The sequence below is a fragment of the Helicobacter sp. MIT 14-3879 genome (genome assembly GCF_003364125.1).
Genome location: NZ_NXLP01000006.1, coordinates 59274 through 84858, shown reverse-complemented (window position 1 = coordinate 84858; position 25585 = coordinate 59274). Strand labels below are relative to the sequence as shown.

Below are 25585 nucleotides of genomic sequence, written 5' to 3'. Positions count from 1 at the left end.
AGATAGACTAAAATGTAGTGCTTATGTTTTAACATTCATAATAGGGAAATGAGGATTATACAGACTAAAATATCCAAAATTAATATTTTAGTCTCTTTAATTTATATCATTAAAGTGATAAAGAAATTGAGATTACAATAATTTAAGGATAAGAATGCCAAATACTAAAATTAAAACAGAAGAATTTTTGATACATCTTAAAGCAGAAGCAAGCTATAAAAAGCAGGGTTTGAGTGGAAAAATATCCCAAAATTTGCAGTTATCACAGGCGAAAATGGCTCGGGTAAAACGGCACTTTTAGAGCAAATAAGTGTAATTTACTCAACCCTAAAATCACCAGATAGCAGTAAAAAATATATTTTCAAAAACCGCATCAAACAACATATTAAGTATTTTGATAATATTACTCTCTCTAACAAGAAATATAATTTAGGCGACACACATAAAGTAGCTTTACGAAATATCTATAAAATTGTTACTGATTTTAGACAAGAAAATAATATGCTTAATTTACTGCAAAATTACTTACAACAATATTGCAGTAAGGATATAACCTTAGAAGAGCTTTTAAGTGAAGACTATTCAAGATTTAATCAACAAGAGCAAGCAACAATAAAACAATATTTAAAAACTTTGTTATCTTCCTTTAAACCATACTCCCTATTCTTTAAAAGACATAATATGACAGAAAAAAAGCTACTTGAAATGTCGCAAGATGAATTTGCAAGATGAATTTAATAAATGGCTAGATTCTCTTAATGATATTAACTTAGATTCTAAACCTACAATATTTGATGAACAACTTTTAGTAGATACATTTGGAAATTATTTTGTTAAATTTGAAAATTATAAAAGGACATTAGAGAGGCAATATCCCACAAAAAAAGTGAATGAGATTTACGCATTAGCAGAGGATAAAGTAGGTAAAAATCCCCTACAACAAATCAATGAAATTTTACAAAATATTACACCAAATATGAAATAGATGTTACACGAGACATTTCTAGCACCATTGGATTAATTTGTAGAAATACACAGAACAAAGAGGAAATCCCACTCAATCAGCTTTCTTTAGGAGAGCAAATCATTATCTCTCTTGTGCCAATATAAAGATACTAGCCTTGATTCTGTGATTTTACTTTTGGACGAACCTCATTCTCACCTAAATCCAAAAATGGCAAAAATGCTAATAGAGATTCTTAAAAACATTGTCGTTAAAAAGTTTGGTTCTCAAGTCATAATGACTACGCATTCTCTTAAGTGTGGCATACTGCGATGAGGAGGATTTATTCTTTATGCAAGATTTTTTATGAAAGAAGGAGAGATACGCAAGATAAAGAAAAAAGAGATTATAGAAAAATTATCAGATGGCATAATGACTTTTGATAATGCAATGAGCGTGATTGAACAAATCCAAAAATCCACCAAGCCAACGCTTATGGTAGAGGGAAGATACGATAAACTTCATAGAGAAAACTTTTATGCTTTAAAGCGGCGAACTATTCCTTTTGAACTCATTGATTGCGGGGGTGCGGATAATATGAGGCACTTTGCTATCGTTTTTAATCAGCTTAACATTGATAAAGAGAGGGTATTGTTTTTATGTGATTATGATGAAAAAGGCATTAAAACCTATAATGATGTGAAAAATCAAAAATACAAGGTCATTTATACTTTAGATACACAATCTTTATCTAAAAATGATGATAAAAAGAGATTGAAAAATTATCCCATTGAAATGCTTTATCCTTTGGAGACTTTAAAAAAACACAATTTGGTGGAAGAAATAGCATTGAGTTATTATATTGATAAGCTTAATAAAAATCTACAAATTGAAAAATCTTTAGATTTTTCAAAGCTTCCTGAAAAATATAAGGCGTTTTCAAAGCTTCAAGGCAAAGAAAAATACAAAATTAAAGAGGATAAAAAATCTATTTTTGCTAATGAAGTCATAAAGACGCTTGATTTAAACAATGACTTTAAGGAACTTGAAAATCTCATAGAAAGGATTGAAAAATCTTTGCAAATAAACTCTTAAGTTTTACGCTAGCTTTAGGGTGTGATAGTTTAAATCCTAAATCTTTAGCACTTAGAATCTAAAATTATTTCTTTAGTTTGTGCGGTATTTTAAGCAAAAAAGATTATTAATCAAAGGGAGTAATGCAGAGAATATCTAAATAAAGCAACAGATAAAAAGGGGTTTAGATTGAAAAGAAGAATGTAGAAAATGTTTGGATTGAAAAGAATGCAGAGAATATCTAAATAAAAGCAACAGATAAAAAGAAGTTTGGATTATAAAATAATAATGCAGAAAATGCTTAAATAAAGCCAAATTAAAGCAACAATATAAAATGAGATTTATCAATCTTTAAGCATCATTTATTTGAGTATAATTGGTCTCTTTATTGTCTTTTATAGCCTATAAAGATTTTTTAATATTTTATTTTTGCTAGAATCTTTATTTTTTATAATCAAAATATTTTTAAGGAAACTAAAATGGACAAACTAATTATTGGCAACATTGAACTTAACTCTAGGCTTATTGTTGGTAGTGGTAAATATAAGGATTTTAAAACTACTAGAGATGCTACCATTGCAAGTGGTGCAGATATGATAACTATTGCTGTTAGGAGAGTAAATATCACTGATAAAAATGCTGAAAATTTATTAGATTATTTTAGAGATATTAACATTAAGTTTTTACCAAATTCTGCAGGTTGCACTACATCTAATGAGGCTATATCGCTTTTTAGGCTTGTTAGAGAGGCTACTAATATAAATACGATTAAACTTGAAATTATTGGAGATAGTACTAAGACCCTTTATCCTGATATGATTGAAACTCTTAATGCTTGTGAAATTCTAGCCAAAGATGAATTTATAGTTTTTGCTTACTGCAATGATGATCCAATATTCGCAAAAAGACTTGAATCTTGTGGAGCAAGTGCTATTATGCCTTTAGCCGCTCCCATTGGCAGCGGGCTTGGAATCCAAAATAAATATAATGTTAGATTTATAAAAGAAGCAGTAAATGTTCCTGTAATAGTAGATGCTGGTGTTGGTTGTGCTAGTGATGCTAGTATTGCTATGGAGCTTGGGGCTGATGGTGTATTAAGCAATAGTGCTATTGCTTTAGCTAAAAATCCTATTTTAATGGCAGAGGCAATGAAAAATGCTGTATTAGCAGGAAGACAAAGCTACCTAGCTGGAAGAATCCCAAAGAAACCTTATGCTAGTGCGTCTTCTCCTACTGATGGATTAATAGAGTTTTAAAGGAGTTTTTAAAATAAAATCTTAATATATTTTAATTAAGCCTAGTAATTATAATAACTAATCTTATTTTAATATAGTTTAATTATAATGCAAAAAATTTTTATAAAGGTAGCTATATAATGTCTAAGGAGATAATAGTTGTTTTAGTAGGGCAACCAAATGTAGGCAAAACTATGCTTATTAATAAGATTAGCGGTTCAAATTTACGAGTTGGTAACTTTACAGGAGTTACTATTGAAAAGGCTGAAGCACATATCACATATAAAAACTATAATATTAGGATTATAGATTTACCCGGAATTTACTCTCTTAATGAATATTCTCAAGAAGAAAAAATCACTAAAAAATACCTTCAAAATGAAAATTATGATGTTATTTTAAATGTTGCAGATTCTACAAATTTAGAAAGGAATCTCTTTTTAAGCACACAGATTATGACATTAAATAAAAAAATGCTAATTGCTCTAAATATGGCTGATGAGGCAACCAATGATGGTATCAATATAGATTATAAGCAGTTATCAAATATATTAGGAGTAGAAACTTTGCTTACTTCTGCTAAGAGTGGAGAAAATGTTAATGCTTTATTAGACAATATCATTACTATTTATGAAAAGCCATTTTGTTCATCAAAAAGAGTATATGCTGATTTTATAGAAGATGAAATAGAAAAAATAAGTAAATTTATAATAGATAAAGAAATTGATACTGATAATATAAGGGAACTTGCAGTTAAGCTGCTTTCTCAAGATAATTCTACATATGAAGAAATGCACTCAAATGCCTTTTGGATAGAGCTAAATCCAATACTTCAAGAAAGTATTAAAAATTTATATGAAATGAGTGGTGAGAAAAATATTAGAGCAGTATTTTTAAATGATGATTATGCCTTTGCAAGAGGTGCTTTTAGTGAAGTCTGTAAGATTAAGAAAAATAATATCGATAGTAAAACTAGCAAAATTGATGCAATATTGCTTAATCGATATATTGGTATTCCTATATTTTTATTTTTTATGTGGTTATTATTTAATTTAACCTTTAGCATAGGAGGGTATCCACAAGGTTGGATAGAAGGTTTGTTTGCTTATTTTGGTGAAACTATAAAAAATAATATTTCAAATGAGGCTTTTGCCTCTCTTATTGCAGATGGCGTAATTGGTGGTGTAGGAACTGTTTTATCTTTTCTTCCTCTTATATTAATGTTGTTTTTAGGAATTATTTTACTTGAAAGCACAGGATACATGGCTAGAGTTTCATTTATGCTTGATGGATTCTTTCATAAGTTTGGCTTACACGGAAAGAGCTTCATACCATTAGTTAGTGGATTTGGTTGTTCTATACCTGCTTATATGAGTACTAGAATATTAAAAAATAATAGTGATAAGATGATTACTATGTTTATAATAGGCTTTATGAGTTGTAGTGCAAGATTGCCTGTTTATGTACTTTTTGTTGGAGCATTTTTTGATGAAAATGAGGCAGGAAATATATTATTTGCAATATATATATTTGGAGCTATTATTGGTTTAATTCTAGCAAAGATTTTAAAACTTACTGCTTTTAGAGGTGTTGATGAACCTTTTGTAATGGAAATGCCAAAGTATAGAATCCCATCTTTTAGTATTATTTGTCGCTCTGTTTGGAATAAAGCATATTTTTATGTAAAAAGAGCTGGAACATTTATTTTTATAGCTTCTATTTTAATTTGGTTTGGGACGCAATACCCAAAGAATGAAAATATTATTAAATCTTATGAAGATAAAATTTTAGAGCAAAGCCAAGATAATAATTTGGAATCTAATAAAGTGCTAAATTATTCTTCTAATATGATTGATAGTAAGGGGAAATCAAAAACTATTGATGATTTAGAAAATGCAATGCAAGCAGAATTATTGGAAAATAGCTATTTAGGAATATTTGGTAATTTTATCTCTCCATTATTTAAACCACTAGATTTTGATTGGAAGCTTTCTACGGCTCTTGTTACAGGAATAGCTGCAAAAGAGGTTGTTATATCTACTATTGGGGTATTGTATTCATTAGGAGATAGTGATGAAAACATACAAAGTTTAAGAGATATAATAAAAGAACAAGTCTCTCTTCCTACTGCTATTGCTTTTGTGTTATTTGTAATGTTTTATTTACCTTGTTTTGCTGCTACTATTGTATTTATTAAAGAATCAGGAAAGTCAATATATGGCTTATATTTGTTTATTTTTACAAGTATCGTAGCATACATACTATCATTTATAGGATATGAGACAACAAAGTTATTCATATAGCTTTAAAAAGATATTGACAATAAGTCAATCTTTTTAATATAATCCAGCCTTTAAAATACATTTCATCTTAAATCTTAGATTTTGTCGGGGTGTAGCGCAGTCTGGTTAGCGCACTTGGTTTGGGACCAAGGGGTCGAAGGTTCGAATCCTTTCACCCCGACCATTTATGGTGAGTGTAGTTCAGCTGGTTAGAGCACCAGATTGTGGCTCTGGGGGTCGTGGGTTCGAATCCCATCACTCACCCCACATTTTGCGCTCGTAGCTCAACTGGATAGAGCATCAGACTTCGGATCTGAGGGTTATGGGTTCGATTCCTATCGGGCGTACCACTTAGATTATCTTACTTTTTATTATATTTTTTGCGCTCGTAGCTCAGCTGGATAGAGCAACAGCCTTCTAAGCCGTAGGTCGCAGGTTCGAATCCTGCCGAGCGTACCACAAATGCTTTTAGAATATTTAATTAGAATATAACCTTTATATATTTTAAAACTACTTAATTATTTATCTATTATATTATAATTTCAAAATCAATTTATTTAAAGGTATCCAAAAATGAGAGGATTTAAAATTTTTAGTGGCACAGCTCATATAGACTTTGCAAAGGAATTAACAAAGAATTTAGATATTGTATTATCTAGTGCAGTAGTTAATCGTTTTAGTGATGGAGAAATAAATGTAAAGATTAGTGAAAGTGTTCGTGGGAAAGATATATATATTATTCAACCTACTTGCAAACCTACAAATGATAATTTAATGGAGCTTTTAATTATGGTAGATGCCTTTAAAAGAAGTTCTGCATCAGATATAAATGCAGTAATTCCATATTTTGGCTATGCTAGGCAGGATAGAAAAGCAGCCCCAAGAGTTCCAATTACTGCAAAGTTAGTTGCTAATCTTTTGCAAAGTGCAGGTGTTAATCGTGTAATTACTATGGATTTACACGCAGGACAAATTCAGGGATTTTTTGATATTCCTGTTGATAATTTATATGGCTCAATCGTATTTTATGATTATATAAAATCAAAAAACCTTAAAAATCCTATTATTGCCTCCCCTGATATAGGTGGTGTTTCTAGAGCTAGACATTTTGCAGAGCAATTAGGGCTTCCTCTTGTGATAGTTGATAAAAAAAGAGAAAAAGCAAATGAAAGCGAAGTTATGAATATTATCGGTGATGTTAAAGATAAAAGCGTAATTTTAGTTGATGATATTATTGATACTGCAGGGACTATGGTAAAATCTGCTGATGTTTTAAAGAAAAATGGTGCTATAAGCGTTATTGCCCTTGGAACACACGCCGTTTTTAGTGGAAATGCTATTGAAAAGATCGAAAATGGTGTCATAGATGAAGTGGCTATTACAAATTCAATTCCATTTAATAATACAAGTAAGAAAATTAAAGTTTTAAGTGTTGCACCGCTTTTTGCAGAAGTTATTAGAAGAATTTACCATAATGAGAGTGTAAACTCACTATTTTTATAAAATTTTGAGACTAGATATATTTTTATTTCATAATAAATTTACACAAAGCAGAAATAAAGCCATAGAACTAATTAAAAATGGCTTTATTAAATTAAATAATGAGATTATTTTAAAGCCTAGTTTTAATGTGGATTCTACACTAAAAAATAATATTGAAATTTTAAAAAAAGATATTTTTGTAAGTAGGGCAGGAGAAAAGTTAGATTCTTATATTAGAGACAATAACATTATATTTAATGGTTTAGACATTCTTGATATAGGAAGCTCTAAGGGTGGTTTTGCTCAGGTTTTATTAAAATATGGAGCAAATAGCGTAACTTGTGTTGATATAGGTTGCAATCAGCTTGATAAAGCCTTAAGAGATGATAGTCGAATTAAATTATTTGAATCTTGTGATATTAAGGATTTTCACACTAATAAAAAATTTGATTTTATAGTATGCGATGTTTCGTTCATTTCTCTTAAGTGTATAATAGAGCATATTTATACTCTAGCTTCAAACGAGATATTATTACTATTTAAGCCTCAATTTGAGGTTGGTAAAAATATAAAAAGAAATAAAAAAGGTGTTGTTATTGATAAAAATGCAATCAATAATTCACTAAATTTATTTATTAGTTATTTGAAAAATAATGGCTTTATTATAAAGAATATTGAAGCATCAAAATTCAAAGGGAAAGAGGGAAATGAAGAAATTTTCATCAATATCAAAAAAAAATAATATTACAAATATTACTATTGGAAAGTTTGATAGTATTCATTTAGCACATCAAGCAATTTTTGATTCATTAGATAAATTTGGAATAGTTATTTTTATCAAAACTAAAACTCCAAAAATTGGCTCAATTGTTCCTTATAAAAAGAAAAATACTTATATTTCAAACCCTATGTATTATATTGAATTTGAAAAGATTAAGAATCTAAATGGAAAAAAATTTTTAAAATATCTTATATCAAAGCTACCAAATTTAAGGACAATTATTGTTGGAGTTGATTTTAGGTTTGGTAAAGATAAACAATATGGAGCTATGGATATACCTAGAATCTCACATCTTAATGTTGTTACTTTTAAAGAAATGAAAATTGATAATATCCCTATTCACTCATCATATATTAGAGCATTTATTTTAAATGGTCAAATTGATTTAGCAAACAAGCTTCTTGGTAGATTTTATAGTATAGATGGTAGGGTAATAAAAGGGCAGGGTATTGGGAGTATTGATTTATTTCCAACCATAAACATTAATGCTGATGAATATATTCTACCAAAAGATGGTGTATATGCTACTCAAACTAGGATTGGAAATAAACTTTATAAATCAATCTCATTTATAGGAAATAGACTTAGCACAAATATGAGTTTTGCAATTGAAAGTCATATTATTGATAAATATATCAATTTTAAGCCAAAGAAAATAGAAATATTTTTTATAGAAAGAATTAGGGATAATAAAAAATTTAATTCTTTTGATGGATTAAAAAAACAAATTTCTATCGATATTAAAAAATCAAAAGAAATTTTAAAATATATGAATTTAAAGTAAAAATTATGAGAGATAGTATTTTTCAAAAAGAAATAGATAGAAAATTTTCTTTTAATAAAGAAGTGGCAAGTGTTTTTGATGATATGATTGAACGTTCAATCCCTTATTATAAAGATAATATTAAATTAATAGCTAATTTATTAAAAGATTCTTATGTAAGTATTTGTGATATTGGATGTTCTACTGGCAATCTTTTGCTTTATTTAGCAAGAATGCAGAAATTTAAAAATAAAATTTTACTAGGAATTGATAATTCATCTCCCATGCTTGATATTGCAAAGTCTAAAGCAAAAGCTTATGGACTTAATATAGAATTTAAAAAAGAAGATATTTTAGAATGTAAATTTAATTTTGATGTTATTATTGCAAACTATACTATGCAATTCATTCGTCCATTATATAGAGAATCTTTAATTAAAACGATATATTCTTCTTTACCAAAAGATGGCTGTTTTATTATGAGCGAGAAACTAGTTTGTAAAAATATTTGGTTAGATAAAGCTCTAATTGATATTTATCATAGTTTTAAAGAAAAACAGGGTTATAGTCAAACTGAAATCTCTAAAAAAAGAGAAGCATTAGAAAATATCCTAATTCCATACACTCAAGATGAAAATATAGCTTTATTAAAAAATGCAGGATTTAGCAGTGTTGAAGTTATATTTAGATTTGGAAATTTTGCTACTTTTATAGCATTAAAGGAATAAAATGGAAGAAATAGATTTTTTAGTATATATGATTAAAAAGCAAAGTATTACTCCAAATGAATGTGGAATCTATTCTCATATTAAAAATATTTTAAATGATTTTAAGGTAATAGAGCAAAATATAAATGGAGTAAAAAATATATTTTTATATAAAGATTTTAGAGATTCTAATTCAGTTTCTAAGACACATCTTTGTTTTGCAGGTCATATTGATGTAGTTCCAAGTGGTGAAGGGTGGAGTGTAGAGCCATTTTCTGGAATAATAAAAAACAACATGATTTATGGCAGGGGTGTGCAGGATATGAAAGGAGGAATTGTAAGTTTTATTTATGCTTTAAAAAATATTAAAAATTTTAATGGAATATTATCAATACTACTTACAAGTGATGAAGAAGGCGATGGTATCTATGGCACAAAAGTAATGCTAGATGAATTAAAAAACAAAAATTTATTACCAAATTATGCAATTGTTGCAGAACCCACCTGCACAAAACTTTTAGGAGATACAATTAAGATAGGAAGAAGAGGCTCTATTAATGGGACTTTGGTATTATATGGTATTCAAGGACATGTTGCATATCCTCAAAAATGTAAAAATCCGATTGATTTAATATCAAATATTTTGCCAAATATTTCTTCTAAACAATTAGATAGTGGTGATGAAAATTTTTCTCCAAGTATGATTGTAATAACAGATATTAGAGCAGGAATACAAGCAGTAAATGTAACACCAAGTAAATTAAAGATGATGTTTAATGTTAGAAATAGCCCTCTAATTACAAAAGAAACTTTAAAAGAATATTTACAATCTTTATTTAAGGGTATGGATTATACTTTAGAGTTAAAACAAAGCTCTTTTCCATTTATAACACATTCTCCTAAATTAATAGAAAGCACAATAAAAGCAATAGAATCTAATACACAAATTAAACCACAACTTAGCACAAGTGGGGGAACAAGCGATGCAAGATATTTTAGTGAATTTGGTGTAGATGTGCTAGAGTTTGGTTTAGTAAATGATAGAATCCACGCAGTAGATGAATGTGCTAGAGTGGAAGATATTATTAAGCTAAAAGAAATATTTATTAGCTTGATTAATAATATTAATGCTATTTGTAGGTAATAAACCACCAAGTATAAGCTCTAATGCTTATTTAGGTGTATTAAAAAAGAAGTTTAGAGTTAAAAAACTAGGGTATAGTGGGACACTAGACCCATTTGCTAGTGGTAGTTTGGTAATAGCAAGTGGGAATCTAACAAAGATTTTTAATCACATTAACCTTTCACCAAAGGTATATATAGCAACACTTTGGCTAGGGGCAAAATCGCCATCACTTGATATAAGCTTAGTTAATAAAGTAGATATTATAGAGGAATTTAGTAAAGAAAAAATATTATCTATATTAGATTCTATGTTAGGAAAGATAGTATATACTCCACCTAAATTTAGTGCTAAAAAGATAAATGGCAAGAGAGCATATAGCCTTGCTAGAGATGGAGAGTATTTTAATCTTAGAGAATGTGAAATGGATATTTTAGATATTAAATTTTTATCATATAACCACCCATTTTTAAGCTTTGAAGTATCTGTTAGTAAGGGGGCTTATGTCCGCTCTATTGGAGAGATTATTGCAAATAAACTTGGTGTTAGTGGGGTTTTGAGTAATCTTATTAGAATACGAGAGGGTGATTTTTACTTTCAGTCTTATAAAATGTTAAATCCTCTAGATTTTATTAGATATAAACAATTAAATTTAAAAAACTTATATGATGATTTTAAAAATGGCAAGAAAATTATATTGAAAGGTCTTAATAAAAATACTAGATACAAAGTTGTTTTTGATGATTTTTTTTCTATAATTCAAGTAGATACATTTGGAAATATAGAATACATTGTAAATAGGATATGTCTATGTTAGTTTTATCAAGGAAGATTAATGAAGAAGTTATGATAGGAGATGATATAATAATTAAAATAATATCAATACAAAATGGCATAGTAAAAATTGGCTTTGAAGCCCCACAAAATAAAGTAATTTTAAGAGGTGAGTTAAAAAAAGCAATTATTGGGGAGAATCTAAAAGCTTCTTCTCAAAATAGCTATAACTCACTTCCAAATCTATGTAAAATTATTAAGCAATAAAATTGATGCAATATTTTTATATATCATATCCAAAAGTAAATATTTTCTTTAAAATTTTAGGAATTTTACCGAATGGTTATTGTGATATTGCCTCTAGGTATATGAGAGTTAGGGGAAAACTATTTGATAATATTTGCATAACAGATTCTTTATTTTTTAATATAAAAGGTAATTTTGATTGCAAAATAGAAGATAATACAATCTTTAGGGCAAAAGAGGTTTTAAAAACAAAGATAGCAAATGATAATATTTCTAAGAAATTAGAGCTATTTAGCATTGAGGTTGAAAAGAAAATCCCATCATTTGCTGGGCTTGGTGGAGGTAGTAGTAACGCAGCTACTTACCTTTTAGCAATGAATGAAATACTAGAATTAAATTTATCTAAGAACCAATTAGCAAGTATTGCAGCACTTGTTGGTTCTGATGTTAGTTTTTTTATTTATGAGCTAGATTTTGCTAATGTATTTGGCATAGGTGATAGGGTGGAGGAGTTTAAAGAAAAATATTTTAATTTAGATATTATTACTCCACCTATAAAATGTTCTACAAAAGCTGTATTTGATGAATTTAAAAAAATGCCAAATTTTAGCATAGCTAATATGTTGGAATTAGATTCTATATTATTATTAAAAAAATTTAATTTAGAATTATTAAATGATTTGTATGTTCCTGCATTAAGGCTGTATCCTAAGTTAAAAGAATATGCAAAAGATGGATATTTTTTTAGTGGAAGTGGAAGTAGCTTTTTTAAAATACTAGATAAGGGTTAATATGAAAACAATAGCGACAAATAAGAAGGCATTTTTTGATTATTTTATTATACAAAAATTAGAATCTGGCATTGTATTAAATGGTAGTGAGGTAAAATCTGCACGATTTAGTAGAGTAAGTATTAAAGATAGTTTTGTTAAAATCATTAAAAATGAGGCATTTTTATTCAATGCTCATATAAGTTATATGAATACTACAAATGTTTATTTTAAGAGTGATGAAAATCGTGTAAAAAAACTTTTACTTCATAAAAAAGAGATAAACAAACTTCTTTCTTTTGCAACACAAAAAGGATATACAATAGTCCCTCTAAATTTATATTTTAATAATAAAAATATACTAAAAGTGCAAATTGCAGTAGTTTCTGGAAAGAAATTACATGATAAAAGAGAAGCATTAAAGAAAAAGGCTTTAGAGAGAGAAGCTCAAATAGAGCTTAAAAAATGGAAGTAGAACTTAACAAGTCTCTTCATAGCTTTTTATCATATATCCGCTATCTTTGATATTTATTATTATATTTTTTTCTTTTAAACTTGTTTTTAACCTTGCAATAGCCATCCTTAGACTATCAATAGATGAGTTTTCCTTATGATTATAAATAACTTCTTGTATAATATCATAAGTTATTACTTGATTTATATTATTTATTAATAACCAAAATATTTTCTTACCAATACCATTTAATATAATCTCATTATCATAGATAAAAATTTTCATTTTTGTTTTATTTACATACATATTTTTAGATAATTTAATGATTAAATCATTAGGTGTTTTTGTTAGTATTGCTATATTTGTTTGTAGGTCAGAAATGTTTATAGGTTTTCTTAAAAATAAGCAAATATTACTTAACTTAAAACTTTGCTTTAAATTTTTATCATTTGGATATGAAGTCATAATAATTATTTTTTGATTTGTATTTATTTTGCATATTTCTTCTAGCATTTCAAACGCATTTAAACTAGGTATATTAATATCTGTTAGAACAATATCAATATTTTCATTATAATTTTTATATAATTCTAAGGCTTCTAATCCATCACTTGCTTCTAATATATTTTTACAATATGGTTCTAATGCTTGTTTTATTCCAAATAACGCTACTAAATCATCTTCTACTATTAAAATAGTAGCATTACTTAATGCTTTTAATGTGGTATTGTCCATTTTACTCCTTTAAATGTGGGGTATCGTCAATTCAAAATTAGTTGGATTATTTGCATTAATAACTTTTAAATCACCTCTTAATTTATCATTAGCAAGTTTTTTAGCAAAATATAATCCAATCCCAACACCCCTTTCTTTGGTAGTTTTAATTTCAACAAATAAACTATCTAGTATTTCTTTATCTATACCATTTGCATAATCTATAACATTAATTTTAATTAAATCTTTATCATTATCATTTATTTCTACAATAATACTTTTATTTTCTGCATCTAGCGATGCTTCTAGTGCATTTGAAATTAAAATTATCATTATTTGACTGATAACATTTTCTAATGATTTTATTATTAAATTTTTATTACCTTTTATTTTAATATTTGGATTCTTTAAAAATTTTGCTGTATTTATGAAAAGTATAGTATTTTGAATACATTTATATAAGTTAAATTCTGTTATTGTGAAGTTATTATTATAATAAGAACTATATAGGTTAATTGTATCATTTAAGTTTAATATTTGATTTTGACAAAGTCTTAAGTTTGTTTCTATTGTTTCAGGTGCTAGATTCTTGCCTTGTTGTAATATATTACTAATTAAAATGTTTATAGCATTTATAGGTTGCTTTAATTGGTGATTTATTCCACCTATTAATTGACCAATTTCAATCATTTTTGCTCTATGATTTAGTATTTTTTCATTTTTTTGTTTTTGCTTTTTTAATTCCTCTTTTTGCGTAATATCTTCTATTGTAACTATTATATTTTTTGTAAGTTTATTTTTAAAATATGGTATCTTTTTTATTATATATACTTTATTTTGGTATGTTATTTTATCTTTATTGATATCTTTAATTTCTATATTTTTTAGCAATTCTTTAGCAGTTTTATTAATATAATTTATTTTATTTTTAGAATCTAATATAACAAGCCCAAATTCACTTTCTTTAAAAAGTATATTTGCTAGTTTTTGGCTATGTAATAGTTCTTTATTTTCATATACAAAATAATATTTATATATTAAACTTATAATTATAAAAGCTACAAATAAAACAATAATAAAGATAATTTCTTTTTTAATTATAGATTCTAAATTATTTTTTATATGAGTATCATCAATATAAAAACCAAGTTTGTATTTATTTATCTGTTTAAAATCATCAATAAAGAAGTTATTGTCTTCTATATTTGGGTTATTTAGCTTGTTTTTGATTTTATTTGCAATTTCTTCATTAATATTATTTGTAAAAATTACATGATTATCAAGCACTAAAAAAGTATGAACATTATTAATCATATTCATACTTTTAAATTTCTCTCCTAAATTATCTGCGTTAATAACTCCAGCCAACACTGCTATAAATTTATTGTTATAAATAATAGGAATAGATAAATTTATTGTAGTTTTTAGTAGGCTTACATGTTCTTTTACTACATAAATTTGAGATTTTAAGCTTGATTTTGTTTTTTTAAACCAATCTTTACTGTATGATAAATCTTCTGCTAATTTTTGATTTAGCATCTTTTTTTGATTAGATATTTCTATTAATTCATCATTATCACTACTCATATAAAAGCTTTTATCATCATATAAAATTTGCAAAGCATCAAAACTCTTATCAAGCATTTTGATATTTGAAAACATATTTTGAATATTTTTTTTATTTTTAGAATCTAATATATCACTATTAATATGTGCAGATTCTAATATTAATATTTTATTTTTAAGCCATAATTCAATTATATTTTTTACATTTTCTATTATTTGTTTATTATGTAAAATTTCATTTTTCAGCAAATCTTGTTTTATACTTTTTACAAATAGAGTAGTAAAAACTACTAAGCATACTCCAAATAATATGATTGCTAAACTAGTGATAAGTGTAAAGTTTATAAATTTAGTTTTTTTCATTATTATTTATTCTTATTTAACCTTAATAGTTTTGATGAAATCATATCATACCTTTATTTAAAATTTTAAGCTTATATAAATGCTTGGGTTTAAGTTTTTAGATTATAGTTTGCAATATAAATCTATAACAAAGTAAATAATTTATATTTAATTAAAATATGTTATATTTTCGCAATGAAAAATAAATTTTTTAATTCACTTGTTGAGCAGTTAGAGCAAATTCCTAGTATTGGAAAGAAGTCTGCTAATAAAATTGCCTATACCTTAGCACTTGAAAATAAAGTCTTAGCTTTAAATATTGCACATTGTATTGAAAATGCAGTATGCAATATTCAGCAATGTGAGATTTGTGGTGGTTTGGCAGAAGATAAGACATGTTATATTTGTGATGATTTTTCAAGACTTTATAACTCTGCACTTTGTATTGTTTCAAGTCCTAAGGATATATTCACCATAGAGGAGACAAACACTTTCAATGGAAGCTATTTAGTGGTAAATGATGTTAAAAAAGCTGATTTTGATATGATTATTGCAAATATAAGGTTGTATAATAAAAAAGAAATAATATTTGCTTTTACACCATCTCTTGTAAGTGATACAATGATTTTATATATTGAAGATAAATTGCAAAATGAGAATTTGGTTTTTTCTAAGATTGCACACGGAGTGCCAACAGGTGTTGGGTTGGATAATATAGATAAACTATCTCTTCAAAAAGCAATGGAGAGTAGAATAAAAATATAGGTTATAAGGTTAATATGATAAGTAAAAAGATTTTAAATATTGTTGGAAGGACAAATGCAGAATATAGTTTAATAAATGAAGGTGATAGAATCTTATTAGGACTTAGTGGGGGAAAAGATTCTATATTACTTGCTACTATATTAAAGCGAATGCAAACTCATGCACCATTTAGCTTTTATTTTAAAGCATTAACTGTTGATTATGGCAGAGGTGGTGAGTATGAATATATTTTTGAGTATTGCAAAGAGCATAATATTCCATATGAGCTTTATAGAACTAAAATTTATGAAGCTCTAGAGGAAAAAAAGCGTCCAAATAGCTCATATTGCAGTTTTTGTTCTCGTATGAGACGAGGTGCATTATATAGCAAAGCATTGGAAGGAGGATATAATAAAGTTGCATTAGCTCATCATTTAGATGATGCTGCAGAGAGTTTTGTAATGAATTTTAGTTATAATGGGTCTCTTCGTTCAATGCCTCCTATATATAAAGCAGAAAATGGTATTTTTGTTATTAGACCTTTAATTTTTGTGCGTGAAAGACAAATAATTGATTTTATAAAAAGTAATAATATTTATATTGCTCCAGATTGCAATTGCCCTATTAATTGGCAAAGCGATGATAAAAAACCTTTTGCAAGGGAAAATGCTAAAAAATTGCTAAAAAATATTGAAGATTCTAATAAAGATTTTTTTACATCATTAAAAAAGGCATTTAGTAATATCCATACAGACACATTTTGTGATAAAACATATTTAGAAGGAAATAAGAATAGTGATAACAAAAAAGATTAATATAAATTTTATAATTAATATAATTGTTATTTATTCAATCCTATTAGCTGTTTGTAGCATATCTCGTGTATATATGGCAAATAGTTTTATTAGTGATGAGGTATTATTAAATACTACTTTAAATAAAATGTATTTTTATGGTTTTTTATATGATAGTAGGGTTTTAAGTATAGCTTTAAGCCTTTATTTAATATATTTATGGGGGGGGGGTAGCATTTTATAAATTTATTTTTATTAAGAAAATTTTTATCTATATTGCAAATTCTTATATCTTTATATTTTCTTTTTTAATTCTATTTTCTTGTATTATTAACTACTATTATTATGAGCTTTATAAAAGTAAAATTGATGTATTTATTTTTGGCTTAAAAGATGATGACACAAAAGCTATTATTAATATAATTTTTAATAACTATCCTGTGATTAAAATTTTTATATTTTTGATTATTTTTAGCTTATCTATTAGTCTTATTCATAATTTTATTTATAAAAATAAAATTTTTATAAAAAGCTTATTTGCGATACCTTTGTATATTATTCTAATTATTATGCTTTTTATTGGAATGAGAGGTTCTTTAGGAACATTTCCACTTAAAGAAGATGATTGCAGAATAAGTAGTTTTGAGGTATTAAATAATTTAAATACAAATCCAATTTTAGCTTTTGTGTGGGCTTTAGGACATTATAAAAATGATTATAAATCATCAATTGTTTCTTCTAAAGATGTAGATTATGCAGCAAAAGAACTTTTTCCTATACTTCATACAACAAAAAAATTAATAAATTTTAAGCAACCACATATAGTAGTAAATTTAATGGAGAGTTTTGGGAGCAATATATTAATCTATCAAAGAGATGATTTTAATTTATTAGGAAGTCTAAAATATCATTTTGATTTAAGTAATACCTCATCTAGCAATAAAAGTGATTTTGTATTTTATAGATTTATATCTTCTACTCTAGGGACCGCTGGTAGTTTTAGCGAATTATACTTTAGAAGCCCAAATAGCATTATTTCTCAAGGAAAATTTAAAAATACATTTTTAAAAGAAACCCCTATTGATATGTATAAAAATGCAGGATATGAAGTAATCTTTATTACAAGTGGCAATGGATCTTGGCAAAACTATGGTGATTATTTGAAAATTCAAGGGGTAGATAAAATTTATGATATGAATTATTTTATCTCTAAATATCCCAAAGCAAAACAATATATTTCATCTTATGGCGTTTTAGATGAATTTATTTATGATAAAATGTTTGATATTTTAAATAATGCTAATAAACCATTATTTATTTTTACCCTTACAACTACTAATCACCCACCATATATTAAACTTCCAAATAATTATTTATCATTTATGAATCCTAATGTAGAGCTTTTAGAACAAATTTCAAACAAGAAAGAAATAATTAATTCATATATTTATGCAAGTGATTGTTTTGGAGAGTTTTTAAAAAAGATAAAAGATTCTAAAATAAAAGATAGTGTAATAATCGCAGCCACAGGCGACCATAGACTTAGGGATTTAAAAATTGGACCTTTGTCTTATACTACAATTTCTTATGCAGTGCCATTTTATATTTATATTCCTACAAAAATTCAAAATACATTAAAAAATAATGGAGTAAATATTTTTTATGACCCTTTAAGGGTTGGTTCACACAAAGATATTTTTCCAACATTATATGAGTTTAGTTTATCTAATGTATCTTATTATAGTACTGGTGGGAGGAATATGCTAACTAAACCAAAAGATTTAAGACTAGAATTTGGCATGAATTCTTCTATTTATATAAATAATATTGGTGTTGTAAATGGTGATATGAGTTTAAAATGGGCAAATGAATTTAAAATGGGCAAAGGAAATTTTAAAAATATTAAAGAAATTATTTTAAATACTAATGAAACATTTGAATTTGATAAAGATTTTAAGAAAAAATATGATTTATTAAATAAAATGCAATTAGATTATAGGTTAAATTTAAAATCTTAAATTATAATTACCTCGCATTCTAAGGTGATATTATGTATTTTTAAAACCTCACTTTTTGCTAATTCTATTAGCTTTATAGCATCTTTGAAACTGCCATTTCCTAGATTTATTAAAAAATTTGCGTGTTTTTGACTAAATTTCATATTTCCAATTCTATATCCCCTAAACCCTGCTAAATCTAGTAATTTTCCTGCACTAAAATTGCCTAAATTAGCATTATTTTTTTCTTTTATGCCTAAAATTTTAGGATTTTTAAAACAGCTTCCTGCACTTGGCTCTTTTGGCTGATTTATTCTCATAATTTTAAAACTAGATTCTAAATCTTTATTAAAGCCATTTATTTTTTTAAATCTTACAGCAGAAATAATACCATCAATATTACTATTTCTATAAGAAAAGTTTATATTTTCTTCCCATTTTCCATCAATGCAAACACTTTGAATTATATTTTTTATTTCATATTGTTTCATTCCTGCATTCATTTTAACTATTCCACCAATGCTTCCGGGTATAGTTCCTAAAAATTCTAATCCACTTAAGTTATGTTCTTTAAAATACAAAAATACCTTTCTATTTCCGCTTCTAGCCCCAATTTCAATATAATCTCCTAAATCTTTAATGTAGTTAAACTCCATTCCAAGTTGAAATATTTTATGTTTTTTTGGACTAAAAATTATATTATTTGCTTTACCGATTAAAAAATATCCACTATTATATAAATCTATTGCTTCATTGATATTTTGAGCTATTTTTATACTTAGCTTTGGTCCTATTTTTATACTTGAGTATTTTGAAAAATCTATTATTTTATCTTGCATTCAAAACTAAAATGGAAAATTTGGAATCATATTAAATAAGATTCTAGTATAGTCTGTTATCATATTTAACATCCAAGGCATTGTTATAATTAAAACAGCAATAATTGCTAATATTTTTGGTATAAATGTTAGTGTAGCATCATTTATTTGAGTAGTTGCTTGAAATATGCTAATTAAAAGCCCTACAATTAGACCTGTTAAAAGCAAAGGCAATGAAACAAGAAGAGTAATTTTATAAGTTTCAATGGCTAGAGAAATAAATTTTGCTTCCAAGTTAATCCTAAATTTAATTTCAAAAAAATAAAAATTTTATAATAATTTTAAATTTTTATGGTGAGAAGGCGAGAGAATCGAACTCCCCAATGACTAAACACTTAGCCACTCATCAGATTTGAAGTCTGTGGTAATCACCAGATATACACGCCCCCCATATAAAATCTATATAAAATATTTTGTATTCTAACATAAAATACTGTAAGATTAGAAACTTATTTTTGAGGGTAATTAATGCAGCAAAACTTTAAAAAAAATATGCTCTTAAGTAAGCTTCCAAGTATAGATAGCTTATTATTACAATTTAATGATTATAATAAAGAAATTATAAAAAAAATAGCTACCAATAAATTAAAAAAAATAAGAAATCAAATTTTAGATGGTGATTCTAACATAATAAAAAAAATAGATTCTAATGATTTTATATATAAATTAAAACAAGAATTACATAATGAGTATATAAAAGCAACTTCTTATTCATTAAAAACATTAATAAATGCAACAGGTGTTGTATTACAAACAAATTTAGGGAGAAGCTTAATACATAAAAATATTATTAATGAGATTATCCCAATTTTGAGCCATTATAGTAATTTAGAATATGACTTAGAGCAAGGAAAGCGAGGAGAAAGATATAATCACATAACAAATATGCTTTGTGTAATGTTTAATGTAGAATCTGCATTGCTTGTTAATAATAATGCTGCTGCGGTATTTATGATTTTAAATACATTTGCTAAGAGTAAAGAAGTAATAATTTCTAGAGGAGAATTAATAGAAATTGGTGGGAGCTTTAGAATCCCAGAGATTATGGAATCTTCAGGTTCTATTTTAAAAGAAGTTGGCACTACAAATAAAACACATCTAAATGATTATAAAAATGCCATAAACGAAAATTCTGTAATGATTATGAAAGCTCATAAATCAAATTATGAAATCATTGGCTTTAGCAAGGAAGTTGAATTAAAAGAAATAATCACATTATGCAAGAAATATAATTTAATTGATTATTATGACTTAGGGAGCGGTTATGTAAAGGGGCTAAAATGTAATGAACCATCTTTAGAAGAAATCTCTAAAAATCCTCCATCTCTTATGAGTTTTAGCGGAGATAAACTATTTGGTGCATCTCAAGTTGGAATTATTTTAGGAAAGAAAGAATTAATAGATAGATTAAAAGATAATCATATTCTTAGGGCTTTTCGTGTAGATAAAATAACTATTGCAATTCTTCAAGCTACACTTAAAAGATATATAGATAATAATTTAGATGAAATACTTAGTATTAAAATGCTAACACTTAGTTTGGAGGTTTTACAAAAAAGAGCAGAATTTATAATTAATAAAATTTCTAATTTTTATAATCCACAAATAATTAATTTAGATAGTTTATCTGGAGGAGGAAGCTTGCCTAATATGAAATTTAGCTCTATTGGTATTAGTATATTTATAGATAATATAAAAATAAATAAATTAGAAATTTTACTTAGAAAAAGAGGCATAATAAGTAGAATCTTAAATAATAAAGTTGTGTTTGATATGAGAACATTGCAAGATGATGAAATAGAAATAATAATATCTATTTTAGATGATATTAAAGGTGAATTTGTTTGAGAAGTGTTATCATAGGTCTAAGTGGGCATATAGACCACGGAAAAACCTCATTTATAAAAGCAATCAATAATTATGATGGTGATTTAAGAGCTGATGAAATAGAGCGTGGAATGACTATTGATATTAGCTTTTCAAATATGATTACTTTAGATAAACAAATTTCATTTATAGATGTTCCAGGACACGAAAAATTAGTTAAAAATATGATTAGTGGAGCATTTGGAATAGATGTTTTAGCACTTATTGTAGCACTTGATGATTCCCTTATGCCACAAAGTATTGAGCATTTATACATTGCAAAATTGCTTGGAATAAAAAGGATAATTATTTTTCTAACAAAATATGATTTAGTTACTAAAAATAGAGTAGATTTTGTTAGAAATGAAGTTAAAAATTTTGTGAATGATCTAGGATTTGATATTGAAGGAATATATAATTTTTCTATTTATAATCAAGATTTAATACAGGAAGCAAAAAGTGTTCTATTAAACCTAGAATCTAATAAGATAGATAAGTCGCCATTTTTTAGATACTATTGTGATAGGGTATTTAGTAAAAAAGGTTTTGGGACTATAGTAACAGGAACAATATTAAGTGGTAGTATTATCAAAAATGACAAAGTTTTTATTTGTGATTTAAATAAAGAAGTTTTAATTAAAAGTATCCATAATCACAATAGAGAGTTAGATTCTGCAATATTTGGAGAGAGAATAGCACTTGCTTTATCCAATATATCACAATGTGATATAAAAAAAGGTTATCTTTTAAGTAAAAAGGGGATTTTAAGAAAGTTTAGTAGGATTGATTGTGTTATCTTTCCACTGCAAGATATTAAAAATAATCAAAATGCAGTTTTTTTTATTGGCTCAAAAAGGCTAAATGCAAGTATTAATATATTAAAAAAATATAATGATAAGATTTTTGCTTCATTAAACTTAGATGATGGAATTTTTGGAGTTTTTAGAGAGCATTTTATTTTAAGGGATAATTCCAAAACAATAGGTGGAGGATATATTTTAAATCCTATAAGTGATCCTATGAGAAAAGAGCAAAAAATTAAATATTTAGAATATTTATTTAATAATAACTTTAAATTCGCCTTTAAGCTATTAATAGATGCACATAACAGAGGCTTTGGGTTAATACAATCACCACAAAGATTTAACTTAACGCATAAAGAAAGTTTGAATATTGCAAAAGATATTGCAAAAGATAATGGAATATTTGTTGATGATGAAAATCTTGTTGTTTATAGCCTTAAGGTTAGAGATGAAATTAAAAATACAATTCTAAATTTAATTAATAAAAACAAAAATGCAATATTTAGTGCAAATAGTATAAATAGTGAATTAAAGTGGAGTTCATCAAGCTTTACTCAAAGCATATTAGATATTTTATTGCAAGAAAATAGAATTCAAAAAAAACAAAATAATCTCTACATTAGTATAGAATCTAATATCAAAGATATTTTTAGTTATACAAGAGATTCTATAATTAAAGAATTAGAAATTAGTGATTTAACCCCACAAGCTCCATATAATATTTATGATAAATTAAATATTGATAGAAAATTTGGTGATAGTATCTTTAAAGATTTAACTAAAACTAAAAAAGTAGTTCGCTTAAGCCATAATGTATTTATTCTAACCTCAAGTTTAAATAAGGTTATGGAGCATTTTAGAGAAATTATTAAAAAAGAAGGCTATATTGATATAGTAATTGCAAGAAAATATTATAATATTTCTCGCAAATATATTATTTGTTATTTAGATTATTTGGATAAGTTCGGTGATATTTACAAAGAAGAAACAAAGAGGAAATTTAAAAATGCAAATTAGATTGGATTACTTACAAAATCCACCGCTAGATACTACAATAAATAGCTTGATTATGCCAGAATTTAATTATGATTCTATTGCTTATAAAGAAGAAAATATTAAGATAGAAAATACTAGGGCTAGTTTAAAAAATAAATTTAATAAGTCTTATGCATTACCATTTAACTTTTCTTGTGGGGGATTTTTAGAGTTATTTTCTAATTTTAAAAAAATTTATTATACTCCATCGCTTCATTATGAAATTAGAAGGGCAATTGAGATTATTTCTACATTTATTCCAACTATAAAATTAGATTCTCCTGTTGAGACAACCTTTCTTCAAGCTGATATTAATTTAAGAGGAGATATAGCAAAAGATGATGTTTTAATGATTATGCCATTAATTAATGAAGATATTTTTAGTTTTAATAAAATTCCAGAAATTAGAAATGCAACATTTGCTATTGATGTTAGCTATGCTTTAGCACTTGGTATTGAAATAGATTATACATTAGCTGACATTTTGCTTATAAATTCTGCACCACTTGGAATCTTAAGTGGTAATGGAGCAATAATTTCATCAAATATTTTTACATCAATAATTAATAAAAAAGGTGTAACAGAAGCAATATATAAGGCAATAGATAATAGAATATTAAAGAAAAAGAAAAGAAAAATTAATGTTAATTTAGAGCTTTTTGATAAATTAAAAGAGCTTTTAGGAAAAGAAATTGATTTATTTGCTAATGACTTTGCACCAAATACACTTCCGCTTAGATTCTATCATATTAATACTAGATATTTGATTGAACATTTATATTTAGATGATATTTTTATCCAAAGCTCGCAAGACTGCTATTTAGGATTTATAAAGCCATCTCATACATTAATATCACTTGGTTTTAGCCCATTACAATCAAGAGAGCTTTGTGCTATCACATTTGATGATTTAGATGATATTGATTTAGTGGCAAACAAACTTGCAAATGGATATAAAATGATAAGACTAATGGAGTTTTAATGCAAGATTTAAGAGAATATTTAAAAAAAATATATTCATTAAAAGTAAAACAAGTTGATAGTAAAAGTATTAAGCTTCATAAATCATTAAATAGAATTTTAGATTCTGATATTACTTGTAAAATTGATATTCCTAGATTTAATACTTCTGCAATGGATGGATATGTAATTAAACTAGGATATGAAAATTATGAAATTAAGGGTAATATTTTTGCTGGAGAAAAAAATAGTATAGTTTTAGAAAACAATTTTGCCTATAAAATTATGACTGGAGCAAAGATTCCTCTAAATACTGATTCTGTTATTCAAAAGGAATTAGTAGAAATAAAAGATAATAAATTGATATTAAAAACAAACCCTAAAAAAGATAATTGTATTAAATTTAGAGGGGAAGATTTTAAAAAAAATGATATTTTAGTAAGAAGCGGAAAGGTTATTACACCAAATATTATTGGGATTTTAGCATCACAGGGGATTGACAAAGTAAAAGTTAAAAAGAAAGTAAAAATTATTATCTTTGGAAGTGGTAACGAAGTAGTTAATATAGATTCTAAACCAAATGAATTTCAAATTTATGATATAAACTCATATTTTATAAAAAGTGTTTTTTGTAACCTTAATTGCTCTATTCATTATGGAGGAATCTTAGATGATAATATCAATAAAATTAAGAAAGCAATTAAGAAAGCAATTAAGAAATATGATATTATTATAACAAGTGGCGGTGTTAGTGTTGGAGATAAAGATTATATTCATAGTGTTTTAGGTAGATTAGATGCAGAAATTTTAGCAGATTCTATAAATATCAAACCCGGTCGTCCTGTATTATTATCGAGGATTGAAGATAGCTTTATTCTTTCACTTCCCGGCAATCCCATAGGGGCATTTTTACAAGCTAGCTTTTGTTTGCCTCCTTTAATACAAAAATTTAGCTCTCTAAATTATTATTTGGGGGCTAAAGTAGCTATAAATGAAGAAGAATTTAGGGTTTCAAAAAATACTTATCATATAATTTTAGGGAATCTTTTAAATAATAGATTTATAGCTTATAATAATGCTAAATATCAAGGCTCTCAAATAGCCCCGCTTTTAAAGAGCAATGCTATGGCAATTTTTTATAATAAAGAGGTTGTTAAAAAAGGTGATAATATTTTAGTGTTAAGTTTTAATCCATATTTTGTAAATAATTTAGATAGAATGTTTAATATTGTAAATTAAGATAAAGGGAGGG

General features: G+C 26.1%; 28 protein-coding genes and 5 tRNA genes. 28 read left to right on the top strand and 5 right to left on the bottom strand.

The window, feature by feature from the left end; all coding sequences use genetic code 11:
- The first annotated feature begins 154 nt into the window (after nucleotides 1-154).
- The 20 genes from CQA44_RS12510 (at nucleotide 155) to smpB (ending at nucleotide 12655) form a co-directional block, all read left to right on the top strand.
- Nucleotides 155-301, top strand: coding sequence for a hypothetical protein (locus tag CQA44_RS12510; protein ID WP_181881795.1), 147 nt, complete (start codon nucleotides 155-157; stop codon nucleotides 299-301).
- Nucleotides 244-732 carry an AAA family ATPase gene (locus tag CQA44_RS05555; RefSeq protein ID WP_115546292.1) on the top strand — a complete coding sequence of 163 codons (489 nt, stop codon included), beginning with the start codon at nucleotides 244-246 and terminating at the stop codon, nucleotides 730-732. The genes CQA44_RS12510 and CQA44_RS05555 overlap by 58 nt, the downstream gene beginning before the upstream one ends.
- Complete coding sequence (locus CQA44_RS05550; protein ID WP_147289755.1) at nucleotides 722-985, top strand: hypothetical protein; 264 nt, start codon at nucleotides 722-724, stop codon at nucleotides 983-985. The genes CQA44_RS05555 and CQA44_RS05550 overlap by 11 nt, the downstream gene beginning before the upstream one ends.
- A gap of 111 nt (nucleotides 986-1096) precedes the next feature.
- On the top strand, nucleotides 1097-1279 hold the full coding sequence (locus CQA44_RS05545) for an AAA family ATPase (RefSeq protein WP_115546290.1): 183 nt from the start codon (nucleotides 1097-1099) through the stop codon (nucleotides 1277-1279).
- A 30-nt stretch (nucleotides 1280-1309) separates the two neighbouring features.
- Nucleotides 1310-2038 (top strand): hypothetical protein, encoded by a 729-nt coding sequence (locus CQA44_RS05540; protein WP_115546289.1) that lies wholly within the window; start codon nucleotides 1310-1312, stop codon nucleotides 2036-2038.
- A gap of 458 nt (nucleotides 2039-2496) precedes the next feature.
- Nucleotides 2497-3273, top strand: coding sequence for a thiazole synthase (locus tag CQA44_RS05535; protein ID WP_115546288.1), 777 nt, complete (start codon nucleotides 2497-2499; stop codon nucleotides 3271-3273).
- A 119-nt stretch (nucleotides 3274-3392) separates the two neighbouring features.
- Entirely contained in the window at nucleotides 3393-5555 is a 2163-nt protein-coding gene (gene feoB / locus CQA44_RS05530) for a ferrous iron transport protein B (RefSeq protein ID WP_115546287.1), read from the top strand.
- Nucleotides 5556-5640: 85 nt separating this feature from the next.
- Nucleotides 5641-5718, top strand: a tRNA-Pro gene (locus CQA44_RS05525).
- A gap of 6 nt (nucleotides 5719-5724) precedes the next feature.
- A tRNA-His gene (locus tag CQA44_RS05520) sits at nucleotides 5725-5801 on the top strand.
- Between the two features lie 6 nt (nucleotides 5802-5807).
- Nucleotides 5808-5884, top strand: a tRNA-Arg gene (locus tag CQA44_RS05515).
- Between the two features lie 32 nt (nucleotides 5885-5916).
- Nucleotides 5917-5993, top strand: a tRNA-Arg gene (locus CQA44_RS05510).
- Nucleotides 5994-6107: 114 nt separating this feature from the next.
- The gene (locus CQA44_RS05505; protein ID WP_115546286.1) at nucleotides 6108-7037 is read left to right on the top strand and encodes a ribose-phosphate pyrophosphokinase; all 930 of its coding nucleotides are present in this window, start codon (nucleotides 6108-6110) and stop codon (nucleotides 7035-7037) included.
- A gap of 4 nt (nucleotides 7038-7041) precedes the next feature.
- Complete coding sequence (locus tag CQA44_RS05500; RefSeq protein WP_115546285.1) at nucleotides 7042-7758, top strand: TlyA family RNA methyltransferase; 717 nt, start codon at nucleotides 7042-7044, stop codon at nucleotides 7756-7758.
- Nucleotides 7724-8581 (top strand): bifunctional riboflavin kinase/FAD synthetase, encoded by an 858-nt coding sequence (locus tag CQA44_RS05495; protein ID WP_115546284.1) that lies wholly within the window; start codon nucleotides 7724-7726, stop codon nucleotides 8579-8581. Before CQA44_RS05500 ends, CQA44_RS05495 begins: the two co-directional genes overlap by 35 nt.
- A 5-nt stretch (nucleotides 8582-8586) precedes the next feature.
- Nucleotides 8587-9288 (top strand): carboxy-S-adenosyl-L-methionine synthase CmoA, encoded by a 702-nt coding sequence (gene cmoA, locus CQA44_RS05490; RefSeq protein ID WP_115546283.1) that lies wholly within the window; start codon nucleotides 8587-8589, stop codon nucleotides 9286-9288.
- Between the two features lies 1 nt (nucleotide 9289).
- On the top strand, nucleotides 9290-10411 hold the full coding sequence (dapE, locus tag CQA44_RS05485) for a succinyl-diaminopimelate desuccinylase (RefSeq protein WP_115546282.1): 1122 nt from the start codon (nucleotides 9290-9292) through the stop codon (nucleotides 10409-10411).
- The gene (truB, locus tag CQA44_RS05480; RefSeq protein WP_115546281.1) at nucleotides 10395-11207 is read left to right on the top strand and encodes a tRNA pseudouridine(55) synthase TruB; all 813 of its coding nucleotides are present in this window, start codon (nucleotides 10395-10397) and stop codon (nucleotides 11205-11207) included. The genes dapE and truB overlap by 17 nt, the downstream gene beginning before the upstream one ends.
- Nucleotides 11201-11431 (top strand): carbon storage regulator CsrA, encoded by a 231-nt coding sequence (csrA, locus tag CQA44_RS05475; protein ID WP_115546280.1) that lies wholly within the window; start codon nucleotides 11201-11203, stop codon nucleotides 11429-11431. The genes truB and csrA overlap by 7 nt, the downstream gene beginning before the upstream one ends.
- A gap of 5 nt (nucleotides 11432-11436) precedes the next feature.
- The gene (locus CQA44_RS05470) at nucleotides 11437-12201 is read left to right on the top strand and encodes a 4-(cytidine 5'-diphospho)-2-C-methyl-D-erythritol kinase (RefSeq protein WP_115546303.1); all 765 of its coding nucleotides are present in this window, start codon (nucleotides 11437-11439) and stop codon (nucleotides 12199-12201) included.
- A gap of 1 nt (nucleotide 12202) precedes the next feature.
- Entirely contained in the window at nucleotides 12203-12655 is a 453-nt protein-coding gene (gene smpB, locus CQA44_RS05465; RefSeq protein WP_115546279.1) for an SsrA-binding protein, read from the top strand.
- 3 nt (nucleotides 12656-12658) lie between these two features.
- Here the strand turns inward: smpB and CQA44_RS05460 are convergent, their stop codons facing one another.
- Together CQA44_RS05460 and CQA44_RS05455 are read right to left on the bottom strand one after the other, a co-directional pair.
- A complete protein-coding gene (locus CQA44_RS05460) occupies nucleotides 12659-13369 on the bottom strand; it encodes a response regulator (protein WP_115546278.1) in 711 nt (236 codons plus the stop codon).
- A gap of 9 nt (nucleotides 13370-13378) precedes the next feature.
- On the bottom strand, nucleotides 13379-15277 hold the full coding sequence (locus CQA44_RS05455) for a sensor histidine kinase (protein WP_115546277.1): 1899 nt from the start codon (nucleotides 15275-15277) through the stop codon (nucleotides 13379-13381).
- A 174-nt stretch (nucleotides 15278-15451) separates the two neighbouring features.
- On the opposite strand from CQA44_RS05455, the gene recR reads away from it, so the two are divergent.
- The 4 genes from recR (at nucleotide 15452) to CQA44_RS05435 (ending at nucleotide 18812) form a co-directional block, all read left to right on the top strand.
- Nucleotides 15452-16021 (top strand): recombination mediator RecR, encoded by a 570-nt coding sequence (gene recR, locus CQA44_RS05450; RefSeq protein WP_115546276.1) that lies wholly within the window; start codon nucleotides 15452-15454, stop codon nucleotides 16019-16021.
- Nucleotides 16022-16035: 14 nt separating this feature from the next.
- A complete protein-coding gene (locus CQA44_RS05445; RefSeq protein ID WP_115546275.1) occupies nucleotides 16036-16815 on the top strand; it encodes an ATP-binding protein in 780 nt (259 codons plus the stop codon).
- On the top strand, nucleotides 16796-17038 hold the full coding sequence (locus CQA44_RS05440) for a hypothetical protein (protein ID WP_115546274.1): 243 nt from the start codon (nucleotides 16796-16798) through the stop codon (nucleotides 17036-17038). The genes CQA44_RS05445 and CQA44_RS05440 overlap by 20 nt, the downstream gene beginning before the upstream one ends.
- Before the next feature lie 304 nt (nucleotides 17039-17342).
- A complete protein-coding gene (locus CQA44_RS05435) occupies nucleotides 17343-18812 on the top strand; it encodes an LTA synthase family protein (protein WP_147289754.1) in 1470 nt (489 codons plus the stop codon).
- Here the strand turns inward: CQA44_RS05435 and CQA44_RS05430 are convergent.
- The 3 genes from CQA44_RS05430 to CQA44_RS12505 form a co-directional block, all read right to left on the bottom strand.
- The gene (locus CQA44_RS05430; protein ID WP_115546272.1) at nucleotides 18809-19630 is read right to left on the bottom strand and encodes a UDP-N-acetylmuramate dehydrogenase; all 822 of its coding nucleotides are present in this window, start codon (nucleotides 19628-19630) and stop codon (nucleotides 18809-18811) included. The two genes, CQA44_RS05435 and CQA44_RS05430, sit on opposite strands and share 4 nt — an antisense overlap.
- Before the next feature lie 6 nt (nucleotides 19631-19636).
- A complete protein-coding gene (gene fliQ, locus CQA44_RS05425; RefSeq protein ID WP_115546271.1) occupies nucleotides 19637-19903 on the bottom strand; it encodes a flagellar biosynthesis protein FliQ in 267 nt (88 codons plus the stop codon).
- Nucleotides 19904-19961: 58 nt separating this feature from the next.
- A tRNA-Sec gene (locus tag CQA44_RS12505) sits at nucleotides 19962-20059 on the bottom strand.
- A 78-nt stretch (nucleotides 20060-20137) separates the two neighbouring features.
- Between CQA44_RS12505 and selA the strand changes: the two genes are divergently transcribed.
- Genes selA through CQA44_RS05405 form a run of 4 tightly spaced genes read left to right on the top strand, consistent with a single transcriptional unit; the run spans nucleotide 20138 to nucleotide 25572 of the window.
- Complete coding sequence (gene selA / locus CQA44_RS05420) at nucleotides 20138-21517, top strand: L-seryl-tRNA(Sec) selenium transferase (RefSeq protein ID WP_115546270.1); 1380 nt, start codon at nucleotides 20138-20140, stop codon at nucleotides 21515-21517.
- Nucleotides 21514-23355: a selenocysteine-specific translation elongation factor gene (gene selB / locus CQA44_RS05415; protein ID WP_181881794.1), complete on the top strand. Its 1842-nt coding sequence runs from the start codon at nucleotides 21514-21516 to the stop codon at nucleotides 23353-23355. Before selA ends, selB begins: the two co-directional genes overlap by 4 nt.
- A complete protein-coding gene (locus tag CQA44_RS05410) occupies nucleotides 23345-24355 on the top strand; it encodes a hypothetical protein (protein WP_147289753.1) in 1011 nt (336 codons plus the stop codon). The genes selB and CQA44_RS05410 overlap by 11 nt, the downstream gene beginning before the upstream one ends.
- Nucleotides 24355-25572: a molybdopterin molybdotransferase MoeA gene (locus tag CQA44_RS05405; protein WP_115546267.1), complete on the top strand. Its 1218-nt coding sequence runs from the start codon at nucleotides 24355-24357 to the stop codon at nucleotides 25570-25572. The genes CQA44_RS05410 and CQA44_RS05405 overlap by 1 nt, the downstream gene beginning before the upstream one ends.
- The last annotated feature ends 13 nt before the right edge of the window (nucleotides 25573-25585 follow it).

What these genes read in the sequence shown, in the direction of transcription:
- CQA44_RS05405 (WP_115546267.1), top strand. Translation starts at nt 24,355, where the DNA reads ATGCAAGATTTAAGAGAATATTTAAAAAAAATATATTCATTAAAAGTA.
- cmoA (WP_115546283.1), top strand. Translation starts at nt 8,587, where the DNA reads ATGAGAGATAGTATTTTTCAAAAAGAAATAGATAGAAAATTTTCTTTT.
- feoB (WP_115546287.1), top strand. Translation starts at nt 3,393, where the DNA reads ATGTCTAAGGAGATAATAGTTGTTTTAGTAGGGCAACCAAATGTAGGC.
- CQA44_RS05445 (WP_115546275.1), top strand. Translation starts at nt 16,036, where the DNA reads ATGATAAGTAAAAAGATTTTAAATATTGTTGGAAGGACAAATGCAGAA.
- recR (WP_115546276.1), top strand. Translation starts at nt 15,452, where the DNA reads ATGAAAAATAAATTTTTTAATTCACTTGTTGAGCAGTTAGAGCAAATT.
- CQA44_RS12510 (WP_181881795.1), top strand. Translation starts at nt 155, where the DNA reads ATGCCAAATACTAAAATTAAAACAGAAGAATTTTTGATACATCTTAAA.
- CQA44_RS05535 (WP_115546288.1), top strand. Translation starts at nt 2,497, where the DNA reads ATGGACAAACTAATTATTGGCAACATTGAACTTAACTCTAGGCTTATT.
- csrA (WP_115546280.1), top strand. Translation starts at nt 11,201, where the DNA reads ATGTTAGTTTTATCAAGGAAGATTAATGAAGAAGTTATGATAGGAGAT.
- CQA44_RS05540 (WP_115546289.1), top strand. Translation starts at nt 1,310, where the DNA reads ATGAAAGAAGGAGAGATACGCAAGATAAAGAAAAAAGAGATTATAGAA.
- CQA44_RS05470 (WP_115546303.1), top strand. Translation starts at nt 11,437, where the DNA reads ATGCAATATTTTTATATATCATATCCAAAAGTAAATATTTTCTTTAAA.
- truB (WP_115546281.1), top strand. Translation starts at nt 10,395, where the DNA reads ATGCTATTTGTAGGTAATAAACCACCAAGTATAAGCTCTAATGCTTAT.
- CQA44_RS05495 (WP_115546284.1), top strand. Translation starts at nt 7,724, where the DNA reads ATGAAGAAATTTTCATCAATATCAAAAAAAAATAATATTACAAATATT.
- CQA44_RS05505 (WP_115546286.1), top strand. Translation starts at nt 6,108, where the DNA reads ATGAGAGGATTTAAAATTTTTAGTGGCACAGCTCATATAGACTTTGCA.
- dapE (WP_115546282.1), top strand. Translation starts at nt 9,290, where the DNA reads ATGGAAGAAATAGATTTTTTAGTATATATGATTAAAAAGCAAAGTATT.
- CQA44_RS05460 (WP_115546278.1), bottom strand. Translation starts at nt 13,369, where the DNA reads ATGGACAATACCACATTAAAAGCATTAAGTAATGCTACTATTTTAATA.
- CQA44_RS05410 (WP_147289753.1), top strand. Translation starts at nt 23,345, where the DNA reads ATGCAAATTAGATTGGATTACTTACAAAATCCACCGCTAGATACTACA.
- CQA44_RS05455 (WP_115546277.1), bottom strand. Translation starts at nt 15,277, where the DNA reads ATGAAAAAAACTAAATTTATAAACTTTACACTTATCACTAGTTTAGCA.
- smpB (WP_115546279.1), top strand. Translation starts at nt 12,203, where the DNA reads ATGAAAACAATAGCGACAAATAAGAAGGCATTTTTTGATTATTTTATT.
- selA (WP_115546270.1), top strand. Translation starts at nt 20,138, where the DNA reads ATGCAGCAAAACTTTAAAAAAAATATGCTCTTAAGTAAGCTTCCAAGT.
- CQA44_RS05430 (WP_115546272.1), bottom strand. Translation starts at nt 19,630, where the DNA reads ATGCAAGATAAAATAATAGATTTTTCAAAATACTCAAGTATAAAAATA.